Raw genomic sequence first — 11,735 nt, 5'->3', positions numbered from 1 at the left:
ATCCCTTTTGCGCGGAGACCCAATGCACACCAGAAAACGCTTCAACCACTGTTGGCTTCTTTCATTTGGGGGCTCAGCGGGGACATAACGCTTCGTTCCCTTCTTTGAGATACTTGGAAAAATATTCAGCTTCTGCTTCTTTATCTTGTGAAATAACAGTTCCTATTTTGGAATTTTTATAATATAGATAATTATTACAGCAATACGCCATAAAACTACGAATACTGCATTTAATACAAACAAAACTTGAAAAATATTGATTTATAGACTAAAGGTTTAGTTTGCTACAACCTCCGGAAAAAACTCGTAATATTATTTTTAAGGGAGTAAATTTCCACCAACCATCGCCTGTGAGGCTTCTAAACTACACAAGAGGGACTTCACACTAAAGTACACCATTGCAAACCTCTTTTTTTATGCAAAATACACAGCAAAATTCACTCCATAAATACTGTATGCAACATATTTATTTCATCGTACATGCTACCAATCCGCATGATCAAATAATAAAAGACAAATAAAATACAAGTCGTAATCCACAAAAAAAAATGGATGCAACACAAAAAGCACCGCATTGAAAAAAAGCTTCAACACACAATTCTGCCACAACAAGCCTAGTTCAATGAAAGTTGCACCATATCCAACAAAGTTTAAGGACATTCGCAACCCCTAACTTTTGGCGCACCTGGAGAAACAGATGAAGTTGTCTCTCAGATCAAGATTTCTTATTCCCTCCGTCATACTGATTATAGCCGCCCTGGCTATTTCCGGAATCAGCAGTTACAGGCTCGCCAGCAAGGCACTGCTGTCCTCCGCTAAAAAAGAATCTCAAAAAGAAGCCATCTACATGTCTCGGGGCATCAACAGCCTGCTTACCGAACTGGACGGCCTTATCGAGATATGGAGCAAGCTGGAAATATTCAGGGAGTCCTTTGATTCGTCCCCCGAAATGCAAAACGCCCGGCAAATAGCGAGCAAGGAACTTGCCGCCTACACCAGCAAAAACACTTTCATCGACAATGCCCTGCTGACGGACCCCAAAGGCGACATCATCGCCGGTTCCGACTCCCGCTATATCAACAAGGTGAACATTGCGGACAGAGATTATTTCAAACAGGCGATCAAGGGGAAAACCGTCCATTCCCGCATTTTAAAGAATAAATCCACGGGCCTTCCCACATTCGTCATCGCCACCCCCGTTGCCAACCAAGGTTCCATTGTCGGCGTGCTTTCTGTGGCCATCAACATGGAACACCTCACCAAGCATTATATAACCAAGATAGACCAAACCGATTCCGACTATGCCTACATGATCAATAGTGAAGGCCTTGTCGTGGCCCATGCCAACCCCAAAGTCGCCATGAAGGTCAATGTGCGGGACACGTCTTTCGGCCCCCAGCTCATGGCCCTGGACCAGGGCGTTTTGGAATACTATTTCAACGGCAAGGATAGAATCACAGCCGTCTCGCTCATCCCCGGCACCCAATGGAGAATCTGCATCAGCAAGGAAGCCCATCTGGTATACGCTCCGCTCGTTTCCCTGGCGTACAGCAGTACCGCCATTTCCGCCATTGCCATTATCCTGCTTGTCATTGCCATTTCCTGGCTGTCCGGGTCGCTCATCATCAAGCCGGTACGCCTCATTGCCAAAGTGGCGGAAGCGATCGCCTCCGGAAATGCAGACAACAAGGATGTGCCCAAGGATTCGTTGTTCAAAGCCGAACTGCTCGACCTGCACCTGGCTATCAAGGAAATGCTCATTACGCTCCAGTCGAACATCAACCAGGCCCACGAACATGCCAAGCAGGCCGAGATTGAAACCAACAAGGCCCAAGAGGCAACCAAGCTGGCCGAAGAGGCCATGAAAAAGGCTGAAAGCGCCAAACGCGAAGGCATGCTCCATGCCGCAAGCCAGCTTCAGGGGATCGTGGAGATCATCTCCACTGCGTCCGAGGAAATTTCTGCCCAAACGGAACAGGCCTCGCGCGGTGCGGAAATGCAGTCCCAGCGGTCCAGCGAAACCGCCACCGCCATGGAGCAAATGACGGCCACGGTCCTGGAAGTTGCCAGGAGCGCCGACCAGGCCGCCCACACGGCGGACGATGCCAAAGAGAATGCCCAATCCGGAGCAAACACGGTTGCCGAACTCATCAAGGGCGTCCAGGCCGTTGGTGAGCAATCTTCAAAACTTCAGCGCGATATGGGCCAACTCGACCACGGTGCGGAAAAGATCGGTTCGATCATGGAAGTGATTTCAGACATTGCGGACCAGACCAACCTGCTGGCCCTGAACGCAGCCATCGAAGCCGCCCGTGCGGGTGATGCCGGACGCGGTTTCGCGGTTGTGGCCGACGAGGTTCGGAAGCTGGCGGAAAAAACCATGCAGGCGACCCAGGAGGTCGGGAAATCCATTTCCGACATTCAAAGCAGCAGCAAGGAAAGTTCGTCCCAGGTGACGGACACCGTCAACATGCTTGAAGAACTCATAGGAAAGGCCCAGGAGGCCAACACGTCGCTTTCGAGCATCGTGGCCCTTTCCGGGGATGTTTCCGGCAAAATTCAGGGAATCGCCACCGCGTGCGAGGAACAGACCGCAACGTCCGAGGAGATCAACCGCTCCGTTGAAGACGTCAACCGCATCTCGGAAGAGACCAACATTGCCATGCGCCAGTCCTCGAAGGCAGTCATGGACCTTGCCTCGCAGGCCATGAAACTCAAGGAACTGGTCGAGAACATGCAGCGCGAAAACAGCTAGGCCCGAATATCTAGAGATACACAAAAAGCGGCTGCTTCTTTTGAGGCAGCCGCTTTTTTATTGGTATCACCATTGACTAATCACAGTAAAAATGACGATTTTACATATTAAATGAATTAATACCTATAATATTACAGATGTGCATAGGAGATTGGGATGCATGTAACTTCTCTAGAATACAAAAATCATCAAGTATTTTATGATCTTGAGAAATACACTGTGTTTTATAAACAGTGGGCCCTAAGTGTTTTCCGCTGGGTGTCTCCGGGAACGCAGTCAATTGCGAATATTGATTCGTACACATTCTCATCTTTGGCGGGGACCATTGATTCAATTCACAAAACGCTGAAGAATGGTAGGATAAACGATGCTTGGGCCTTAGTTAGAAAATATAGTGACTCTGTAATCATTAATATTTACTCAAACATTTACCTAGACCATCATTTTAGTGTTGAAAATCTTGTTGTTGATCAAATTAATAATTGGATTAATGGGCACTCAAAGCTTCCAGGTATTAAAGATATGTCACAGTATATTCTACAGTGCTCAGATATGAAAAAAGCGAATGAAGTGCTTATCGGCTCTTATAAAACATATAAAGCAATTAGAGATAGATGCAATGATCATTTACATTATAACTATTATAAGCACATACTTCTTAACGACAATGAGATATACATTGAAAAGAGATGTAGTTTGCTTGATCAGGTCATGCACGATATTAAATATTTATTTTTTCTTCATTTTTCATATATATCGTATATAAAGGAACACTATCTGTCTTCAAATGATTACGTTGACTATTTAGAATTCGGCGAGATTCCACCAGAGAATTCACAGTATTGGGTGGCTCCTTTCATTCAAGAAATGTTTGAAGAGCTATCCAAGTATCGCCCTGAAGTTGCTAATTTTATACGTGAACATACAAGCATGTTCTTAGAATGATATTTTGCCACGATGTTGAACACATGGCCTGCATATTTCCAAAGCTGTGCAGAGATAGTACATACCTGACACTAGCCACACACGGAATGATTACAACTCCCACAAAAAAGGACAGACGTACGCCTGTCCTTTTTTATGCAATGTAGCCGGAACAAAGAGCTTCGCACCCCCAGCAGCCCACTCCCAGCTGACCGTCCCCCTTGTTTCTTAGCTTGAGTCCCCGCCCCCTGCCGTCGTTTGTCCCCCTGATGGTCTGGTGCCGCATTTGCCACCCCCGAGTCGAGCCAGCTACCCCGCGAGAGCTGCGATATCCGCCCCGGTAATGGCCTCAGTATTCGCGATGATCTTGTCCACGGGCCAATCCCACCAACGAATTTCAAGAAGCCTCTCGATTGTCTGCGGATCAAACCGTTTCCGAATCGGTTGGGCGGGATTGCCGCCCACGATGGTATACGGTTCCACGTCTCTGGTAACCACGGCACGGCTGCCGATTATGGCACCGTCGCCGATGGTGACTCCGGGCATGATGGTGGCGTCCATGCCTATCCACACATCATTTCCCACCACGGTATCCCCCTTTCTGCCAGGTATCTGGAACATGGCCTGAATGTCTTCCCGGGTTGTCTCCGGCGTCATCGTAAAGTTGTTGAAGGGATAGGTGGAAAAGCCGCTCGTATTATGGTTTGCCGTGCTTGTAATGAAGCGGACGCCGTGAGCCATCTGAACGAACTTGCCGATGACGAGTTTTTCAAGGCTCAGAGGGAAGAGATAGGGCGCGATTTCAGCCGCGTAATCCTCCAGTTCCTTGAAATTGGAGTAATAACTGAACTCGCCTATCTCCATTCGCGGATGGTCGATGACCTGGTTCAGGTTGACGACGCTGCGAACAACAGTACCATCCGGCATGATCATGGGATATTTCGTTGTCGGGTCAAGCATATATATTTTCTCCTTGCCCGGTTTGCCCGGTTTGTCCGGTTTGCCCGGAACGGAAGGGATAAGTGTGGGAATGGGAGCACAAAAACGATCTGCCACACCTGCCAGCCCCTCGGCCAGCATATTAAAGCAGAGGGCGGCAGGCTGCTGAGATGGCCGGTGGGGAAAAAAGTTCCTTGCCCTGGCGCGGCTCAAAAAGCGGCTCGTTCAAGTGTCGCCTACAAGAGTTTCCCCACCAGGTTGAAGAGCGTCTCGTTCTGTTTGTCATTGAGCGGACTCAGGATTGAATCCGCGCTCTGTCTGAAGGTGACCAAGGCATCCTGGAAAAGCTCGGCCCCGGTATCGGAAAGCTTGACCAGGCTTACCCGTGCATCACGGGGATTGCTTTCCTTGATTACCAAATGGTTTTTTTCCATTGGGTTTACCAGGCGCGTTACCCCTGAAGCACTCAGCCCTATGCTCTCGGCCAAATCAATCCGCCGCATTGTCTTGTTCGCGGCTTCATTGAGAAAATACATGACCATGAACTCGGTAAAGCTGATCCCGTGTACCGAGAGATGCTGATCTATTTTTTTCAGGATGCGCGCCTGGACAATGGCTATTGCTATGATGGTATCTTCGCTGCTCACTTGAGATATCCTTGTTTTATTGTTGATATATATTTGATAGATCAAGTATCTAAAAAGAAAATAACGTTTCGTCAACTCTTTTGTGGCCGCGATCTTTCCTTTGATTTTTTCGGGTGTTACCGCCCGTAGCCTCTTCCCCGACAAAAAGAACAGCCCGCAAAATTCCACGAAAAAAGGGACAGGCGTTAACCTGTCCCTTTTCTATGCAATGTGGTCGGGGCGGAGAGATTTGAACTCCCGGCATCCTGCTCCCAAAGCAGGCGCGCTACCAGACTGCGCCACGCCCCGACGAGGATTGTTTTGCTACTCGAAAACACAGCCGCAGGCAAGTGCCATGTTTATGAAAATTTATATCCTTCGTCCTCTTCCGTAAAGGCCGTATCGGACCTATACATAAAAATATGCACGAAACAAATTTGGGCGGAACCATCCGCGATTATCTGACGGGCGAGGAAGTGCCGGAAACCACGTATGAGGAAATCCGGCAGGCTCTGGCACGCATGATGGTGCAGGAGCGGGGCTATCCCAAGGACAGGCTCGCCTCCAAGGTGGGCGTGTACGTCAACGTGGACGATGAACCCTACTGCCGCGTGGTGGACCTGGTTGCCTACGACGACGCAGGCGCACCGCTGCTGGTGCTTATTTTCTGTTCGGGAATGCCCGGCACCTACGACCGCGAAACCGTGGCCGCTGCCCGGCTTATCGAAGGCGGACCCGCCCCGCTTGCCATTGCCACGGACACCAAGGACGCCATACTTCTGGATGTTCTCAGCGGGGAGATTCTGGCCCGCGGCATGGACGCTATTCCGCACTATGCCGACCTGAAGGAAATGGCCCAGGGCCGCACCTTCCCGCCCATGGAAGGCAAACGCCGCCAGGCCGAGGAACGCATCCTCTATGCCTACAGCGAATTTCTTACCAGCTGTTGCGAAGGAACCTGCTGCCCCATACCCAAGTAGCAGCGCCCCCAATTTCGCCCCCCAATTTCACGGGGAGGTTCGAGCGATCTTTCAGTAACGGCCACCTCTCCCCAGGCAAACCTACCCAACAAAAAACGCATGGCGAGAATGCACCGCCATGCGTTTTCTTTTTCAGGCCCAAGACCTGTACGCTGCGAAAATTCCGGACTAAATAAAGGATTCCGGAATCTTGCGATCACTATGTTTGGATACCAGAAAGTCTCTGGCCTTTAATACGTTGGGAGCGTTCAGCTGCCGGGCATTTTCAGGGCACACCCGTATACAGGCACAGCAACGGATACACTTTGCCGCCTCTGTGGTGGATGTGGTTTCCGTAATGGTAATGGCCCCGCTGGGGCAGGAATCCGCACACACGCCGCAGGCGGTGCAATCGTCCGAAACAGCCGGGGCAACCGGAGCACTGTGCACAACCTCGCGGTAGGGGCTGTTGCCCGGCACTTCCAGGGGAACAAGCTCCTCAAGAGTATCCAGCATCAGCAGCTTGCCGCGCACGGCTTCCCCAAAGGCACGGGCCTGGTCCAGGTCTTCCCGGTCGGGACGCCCCACGGCAATGGGAGATTTTTCCGTAGAGTACGAATGCTCGCCAATAAAGGCGGCACCCGCAACAGGCACGAATCCGGCCTCCACGGCCCAATCCTTCATTTCCAGCAAGGCGTCTTCAAACGCGCGGTTGCCGTACAAAACAACCAAAACCGCCGGGGTATTCGTGCCCTTGAAATTCTTCAGCCGTTCCAGCGCCAGTGGGGCCACCCTTCCCGCGTACACAGGCGCACCTATCAGCACCAGGTCCGACGCGGAAAAAAGACGTTCGCCAGCGCCTTTGGTGATATCGAACTGTTCTCCGGTATTCGAGCCAAGACCCTGGCTTATGGATTGAAGCACCTGCCGTGTGGTATCTGTGGGGGAAAAACAAATCATAGAATGTGGATTGCAGATCATAACTCTCTCCTGTGCTTTTGTAGAAGGGAAAGTAGAAGCCACAAATGGCTGAGCTTCAGGAATCTTCAGAGTCGGAATCGGAGTCGTCTTCGGCGCTCTCCTCCTCTTCTTCGGAAGGAGGAGGCGGATTGAAAAAGGAGTTGGCCCAGCCGATGGATTCCTGATAGATGCTCGGAATCTTTACAGGATCAAGCCCCAGCAGCACGGCAGTGTCGCGGGTCTGGTCCCAGGCGGCGGTTTCAATCTCACTAAGCAGACGAAGCCAAAAATAAAATTCATTGTCCTCGCCCTGCAAGGCTCCGGTAACATCCGCAGGCAACGGAAGATGGTCCACAATGGCGGACATTTCCGTGTCCAAAAGCCCTTCCAGCAGCGAGAACAGCCCCATCAGGAACAACTCGTCCTTTCGGGTGCTGTACGGAGTAAGTGCGGCCGCACTTTCCAGAAACCGGGCCCGCTGCGTGGAACGGTAGACAAGCTCCATGGTTTTGTCCGAAGGAGCCAGGTCTGTCAGGATGATAAGCCGCAGCCAGTTGCGTATTTGCACCCATCCGGCCAGAACCACGGCCTGACGAATGGAGCGGATCTCCGTGGCAAAACTGAAGGCTGCCGAATTGAGAAAGGTCAGCAGCCTGTAGCTGATGGAAACATCAGACTCGATATGCTTGGCCAGGGATTCAAAGTCGGGCTCGTCCTGCTCGATGATATCGAAGAGCCTGAGACGGGTGATTTCGTTGGTGGAAATTTTGCGTCCGGCCACGGTTTTGGGCTTTTGAAAGAAAAATCCCTGGAAAAAATCAAAGCCAAGCCGTTTGGCCACCCGCTGCCTGTCGTGGTCCTCGATTTTCTTTGCCAAAAAGCGCAGTCCGTCGGGACGCGCGGCCCGCAGCTCTTTTATGAAGAGCGCGACGTCCGCCATGGGACGGGTGGAAATATCCATGATGACGATATCGGCCAGCCCCACCAGAGCCACCCGGCCGGGCCGGGCTTCGTAGTCGTCTATGGCAATGGTATAGCCTTCAAACTTGAGCTTGCGCAGGCAGTCGAGCAGAATATCCGAGGCCTCGCTGGTTTCGCTCAGCTGAATCACCGTGCTGGCAGGCGGAAGCGCTCTGGGCATGCCCGAAAGAATGGCCCGCTCCGGAAAATTGATCATCACCTTGGCCAGGTCGAAACCGGAATCCGGACAGAGCGTCGCATTGGCAATGACTTCCATTGTAGCGGCCAGCCCGTCGCTGAAATCAGCACTTTGTGCGGTCCCGCTATCCCGGTAGAGCAGCTCGTATCCCCACAATTTGAGAGCGCCGTCGAATATCGGCTGGCGGGCAATAAAAATGTCTTCATACAGAGGCGTTTCAGTCATGCAGGCCTCAGGCAACTATTTGTTACGGTTTCACTGGCTCTTGTACGCTTTTTTATCCTCTCCCAAAGGAAATGGCAAACCTGCAATCCGTTCATCCCGCCCCGCACCCCCCGACCCGGCCAGGACACCAGGACTGCAGCGGCTTCCCGCGCCGGAGCTCTGGGCAAGCACGTACGCGGCCAGGACATCAGGCAACCAATACATTGGGGCAATCGGGGCCTGGTTCGCACCTACAGCGCATCCACATCTAACTGAAAATACACGATAAAACAACTCTTTCCCAATTTTAACGACTTTTCTGTGGGCACCGAGGCAAAAAAATCCCCTCCAAGGATCATACAATCCTTAAAGGGGAGGAAATAGCATGGGGCACACACTTCATTTTTTTGGCAGGCCCCATCATGCGGCAAAGGCTACATTGTCCCGGCAGGTGCCTGTCCAGAAACATTGGGGCCGGAAACATTAGGGCCGGACGCATCGGGACCAGAAGCATTGGGGGGCGGGGTATGTCCGGGCACCTGCTGTTCCTGCTGGCTGTCCGGCCGGGGCTGTTCCGGCGTTACGGGCTGCAGGTAGCGGTGCGTCCAGGCGTGAACCGGCGTTCCCAAACTGCGGGCAATGGACGAGACCAGGGCATGCATGGGGCTGTCGGGCATGCGTATCTTGCGTTTGAAGACCACGTAGTCCTTGTCCATGATGTATTCCAGCCGCCCCGCCTGCGAACCGGACCAGATAAGCTTGCCGGTACGGGTGTCGTACACGTCCAGCCGAAGGGAGATGGCGGAATCGGAGCCCTGGGCGCCGGGCAGGTAATAGCTGATCTCCCCGGTGACGACGAGGTCGGCCCCGGCCTTGCGCCCCAGGATGACTGCCGATCTGGCGTCGCGGTAATATGCGGTAGAGTCAAAGTCCTGCCCCTGAAAGACCTCCATGCCCATCCATGTCTGCCAGACGGCGCGCATCACCTCGTTGCCTGCCAGACGCTGGTTGGCAACATCGGCGGTGACGACCAGGGGAATGAACAGGGCGTTCAGGGGGGCTTTGGGAAAATCCGTGGGATGGACGTACCAGGCCGGGGCGCTCAGCACCGACGTCTGGTCCAGGTCCACTATGGATGTGCCGCCCAGTCCGGGTTCCACATGGGTACAGCCCGACAACAGGGCCAGCCCTGCGGCCACAACAAACAAAACAACAACTGCACAACGGCGCATACGAAATCTCCTGGTGTGTTGTGGCAACACCGCCTATTGCAGCGTGGACGTAGGGGCAGGCGCATGCCTGACGACATCCAGCAACTGCTTGCGGGCCAGGGCCATGCCCTTGTCCAGGTTGCGCAGCCGTTCCCCGGAGATTTTGCGGAATTCCGGACGTGCAGCCAGCTTCTGCAACTCGCTCATTTCCGAACGGATGCGACGTATGCGCGTCAGAAATTCGTCATCTTCCGGATGCAGCATTTCCGCCAATCGGGACAATTCCACGATTTCTCCGGCCTGGGTCAGAACGTCAACCGGTTTCGACTGATCACCGTCCGTGCCGGAAGGAGCTGATTCCACAGCCTTTTCCCGCCCTTTCCAGAGCTTTCGCAACCATGTCCACATAGTCTGCGCCCGCTTTTCCGGCACGAAGCCGGAGGTGTTACCTGCCAGGAGTTATTGCAAGTGTCATACCGAATGATTCGCCCCCACTGCCACCAGCAAAGACATGCCCACCAGAATAACAAGGGGAAGCATAAACGCAATGATAACCCGCACAAAAGTCGTCTTGTGCACATTTTTAAAGGCAATGAATGTGATGGCGAAACTCCAGACCGCGCCGAGAAGCGGCCCGACCACCGGAATGACCGAAAGCACCATGGGCGCGCTGCTGTAGGCCAGCGCCCGGAACGTGCCTTCAAACCCGGCCTTTCCCGACTGCACCGCCAGCAGGAAAAGATGGTTTATTCCGGCCCCCACAAACAGCAGTCCGGCAAAAATGATAGGGTAGACGAACAGCAGCAGCTGGGCTTCCATGTTGGCAGGTAAAAACGTTTCCTCGCCCATCATATCCGGCCCGTTGAACAGCGACGCGGTGCTGAACCCGGCGGTATCCCAGGCGTACTGGCACAAGGTCTCGAACAGATAGATCAGCATGTAGAAGATGAGAGGACGCAGCATGCCGCCCCGCACGGGCATTGTTTCAAAAAACAGCCAGGGCGAAAACATGATCCGCTTGATGGTCTGGAACAGGCCGTTGAAAAATCCGAAACGGTTCAATTGCTCCCAGGGCACGTCCACAACAGGGGTATCCTGGCTGCCGTGCGCAGAAGGCGAATCAGCCTGCTGCCTGTTGCCCTGTTCGTAGCCACGGTCGTGCGCGCGGCCCCGCTCCTGCCCAGCAGCAGTATGCTGCGATGCCTTCCCCTGCCAGGAGGGAGTGTCGCCATCCTCACCGGGCATGTCCATGGATTCCAGCTTCTGCCAGATGTCTTCAGGATTACCGTTGGCGGGGGTGCCGTTGGCAGGTTTATCGGGCTGGGAATCTTCCTGTGCAGCGCGCGCCTGACTGGATTGTCCGGACCTTCCGGACTTTCCCGACTTTCCCGACTGGCCGGACTGGCCGGACTGGCCGGACTGGCCCTGCCTGTCCCCTTTTCCGGAGTCCAGCGGATCGAGCCCCTGGGTGATTCTGGAAAAGCCGTTTCCCCCGGAGGCCCCAGAGTTCCGGGACTCCTCCTGTTGGGAATGGCCCTCTTCCGAAACCTCGGTAGATTCGTCCGCTTCCGGAGAAGCAACCCTGCGTTCACTGACCGTCTCGTCGAGCAGATCCACGGGAGAACCGTGGGCGGCCCCCTTTTCTTTCAGCTTCCGCAAATGGCGGGCGTAGGCGGATTCGTATTCGGCATCGTCCCCATGTTCTGCACTGCCGGCTTCCTCTTCCCGGTCTGCGGCCTGCTGGCCCTGTTCTGCAGGTTCGGCGGGACGGGCGGGGCGGGCGGCCTCATACGGCTTTTCCCAGGCCGAAGTGGTTTCCGGTTCGGCGGGATCGCCATCGTCCAAAATAAACTCGGGTTCGGGCCTGCGAAAGGTGAATTTGACACCGCACTTGGGGCAGGTGGCCCGCAGTGCGGAGGAAGGTATCTTGTCTTCCGGCACCTCGCGGCTGAAGCCGCATTCAGGGCAGGTAATCTTCATGCAAACATTTCCCGTGTT

10 protein-coding genes and 1 tRNA gene are annotated in these 11,735 nt (G+C 53.4%); 3 read left to right on the top strand and 8 right to left on the bottom strand.

Going from position 1 to position 11,735, the window contains the following annotated elements:
- The first annotated feature begins 697 nt into the window (after positions 1–697).
- Both ACI0FJ_RS17330 and ACI0FJ_RS17325 read left to right on the top strand, forming a co-directional pair.
- A complete protein-coding gene (locus ACI0FJ_RS17330; protein WP_424305441.1) occupies positions 698–2,755 on the top strand; it encodes a methyl-accepting chemotaxis protein in 2,058 nt (685 codons plus the stop codon).
- Between the two features lie 156 nt (positions 2,756–2,911).
- Positions 2,912–3,700, top strand: coding sequence for a hypothetical protein (locus ACI0FJ_RS17325; RefSeq protein ID WP_424305439.1), 789 nt, complete (start codon positions 2,912–2,914; stop codon positions 3,698–3,700).
- A gap of 288 nt (positions 3,701–3,988) precedes the next feature.
- Here the strand turns inward: ACI0FJ_RS17325 and ACI0FJ_RS17320 are convergent, their stop codons facing one another.
- The 3 genes from ACI0FJ_RS17320 to ACI0FJ_RS17310 all read right to left on the bottom strand — a co-directional run bounded on the left by ACI0FJ_RS17320 (position 3,989) and on the right by ACI0FJ_RS17310 (position 5,553).
- Positions 3,989–4,639: a CatB-related O-acetyltransferase gene (locus ACI0FJ_RS17320; RefSeq protein ID WP_424305437.1), complete on the bottom strand. Its 651-nt coding sequence runs from the start codon at positions 4,637–4,639 to the stop codon at positions 3,989–3,991.
- Positions 4,640–4,854: 215 nt separating this feature from the next.
- Positions 4,855–5,265 (bottom strand): MarR family winged helix-turn-helix transcriptional regulator, encoded by a 411-nt coding sequence (locus tag ACI0FJ_RS17315; protein ID WP_424305435.1) that lies wholly within the window; start codon positions 5,263–5,265, stop codon positions 4,855–4,857.
- 211 nt (positions 5,266–5,476) lie between these two features.
- Positions 5,477–5,553, bottom strand: a tRNA-Pro gene (locus ACI0FJ_RS17310).
- A gap of 113 nt (positions 5,554–5,666) precedes the next feature.
- Here ACI0FJ_RS17310 and ACI0FJ_RS17305 point away from each other — a divergent pair.
- Complete coding sequence (locus ACI0FJ_RS17305; RefSeq protein ID WP_424305434.1) at positions 5,667–6,224, top strand: type I restriction enzyme HsdR N-terminal domain-containing protein; 558 nt, start codon at positions 5,667–5,669, stop codon at positions 6,222–6,224.
- 168 nt (positions 6,225–6,392) lie between these two features.
- On the opposite strand, the gene ACI0FJ_RS17300 is transcribed toward ACI0FJ_RS17305, so the two are convergent.
- From ACI0FJ_RS17300 to ACI0FJ_RS17280, 5 genes are all read right to left on the bottom strand, one after another.
- The gene (locus ACI0FJ_RS17300; protein WP_424305432.1) at positions 6,393–7,184 is read right to left on the bottom strand and encodes a 4Fe-4S binding protein; all 792 of its coding nucleotides are present in this window, start codon (positions 7,182–7,184) and stop codon (positions 6,393–6,395) included.
- A gap of 55 nt (positions 7,185–7,239) precedes the next feature.
- On the bottom strand, positions 7,240–8,547 hold the full coding sequence (locus tag ACI0FJ_RS17295) for an EAL and HDOD domain-containing protein (protein WP_424305430.1): 1,308 nt from the start codon (positions 8,545–8,547) through the stop codon (positions 7,240–7,242).
- 413 nt (positions 8,548–8,960) lie between these two features.
- Positions 8,961–9,758 (bottom strand): hypothetical protein, encoded by a 798-nt coding sequence (locus tag ACI0FJ_RS17290; protein WP_424305428.1) that lies wholly within the window; start codon positions 9,756–9,758, stop codon positions 8,961–8,963.
- A gap of 33 nt (positions 9,759–9,791) precedes the next feature.
- Positions 9,792–10,100, bottom strand: a complete 309-nt coding sequence (locus ACI0FJ_RS17285; RefSeq protein WP_424305426.1) for a hypothetical protein — start codon at positions 10,098–10,100, stop codon at positions 9,792–9,794.
- Positions 10,101–10,208: 108 nt separating this feature from the next.
- Positions 10,209–11,717, bottom strand: coding sequence for a YIP1 family protein (locus ACI0FJ_RS17280; RefSeq protein ID WP_424305424.1), 1,509 nt, complete (start codon positions 11,715–11,717; stop codon positions 10,209–10,211).
- Positions 11,718–11,735: the final 18 nt, after the last annotated feature.

Source organism: Desulfovibrio sp. 7SRBS1, assembly GCF_049723905.1.
Taxonomy (GTDB): domain Bacteria; phylum Desulfobacterota; class Desulfovibrionia; order Desulfovibrionales; family Desulfovibrionaceae.
The sequence above is the reverse complement of the archived record's forward strand: the minus strand, read 5'-3'. Positions and strand labels throughout refer to the sequence as shown.

Excerpts from the sequence above, each read along its gene's own strand:
- ACI0FJ_RS17330 (WP_424305441.1), top strand. The coding sequence starts at position 698 with ATGAAGTTGTCTCTCAGATCAAGATTTCTTATTCCCTCCGTCATACTG.
- ACI0FJ_RS17325 (WP_424305439.1), top strand. The coding sequence starts at position 2,912 with ATGCATGTAACTTCTCTAGAATACAAAAATCATCAAGTATTTTATGAT.
- ACI0FJ_RS17320 (WP_424305437.1), bottom strand. The coding sequence starts at position 4,639 with ATGCTTGACCCGACAACGAAATATCCCATGATCATGCCGGATGGTACT.
- ACI0FJ_RS17305 (WP_424305434.1), top strand. The coding sequence starts at position 5,667 with ATGCACGAAACAAATTTGGGCGGAACCATCCGCGATTATCTGACGGGC.
- ACI0FJ_RS17300 (WP_424305432.1), bottom strand. The coding sequence starts at position 7,184 with ATGATCTGCAATCCACATTCTATGATTTGTTTTTCCCCCACAGATACC.
- ACI0FJ_RS17295 (WP_424305430.1), bottom strand. The coding sequence starts at position 8,547 with ATGACTGAAACGCCTCTGTATGAAGACATTTTTATTGCCCGCCAGCCG.
- ACI0FJ_RS17290 (WP_424305428.1), bottom strand. The coding sequence starts at position 9,758 with ATGCGCCGTTGTGCAGTTGTTGTTTTGTTTGTTGTGGCCGCAGGGCTG.
- ACI0FJ_RS17280 (WP_424305424.1), bottom strand. The coding sequence starts at position 11,717 with ATGAAGATTACCTGCCCTGAATGCGGCTTCAGCCGCGAGGTGCCGGAA.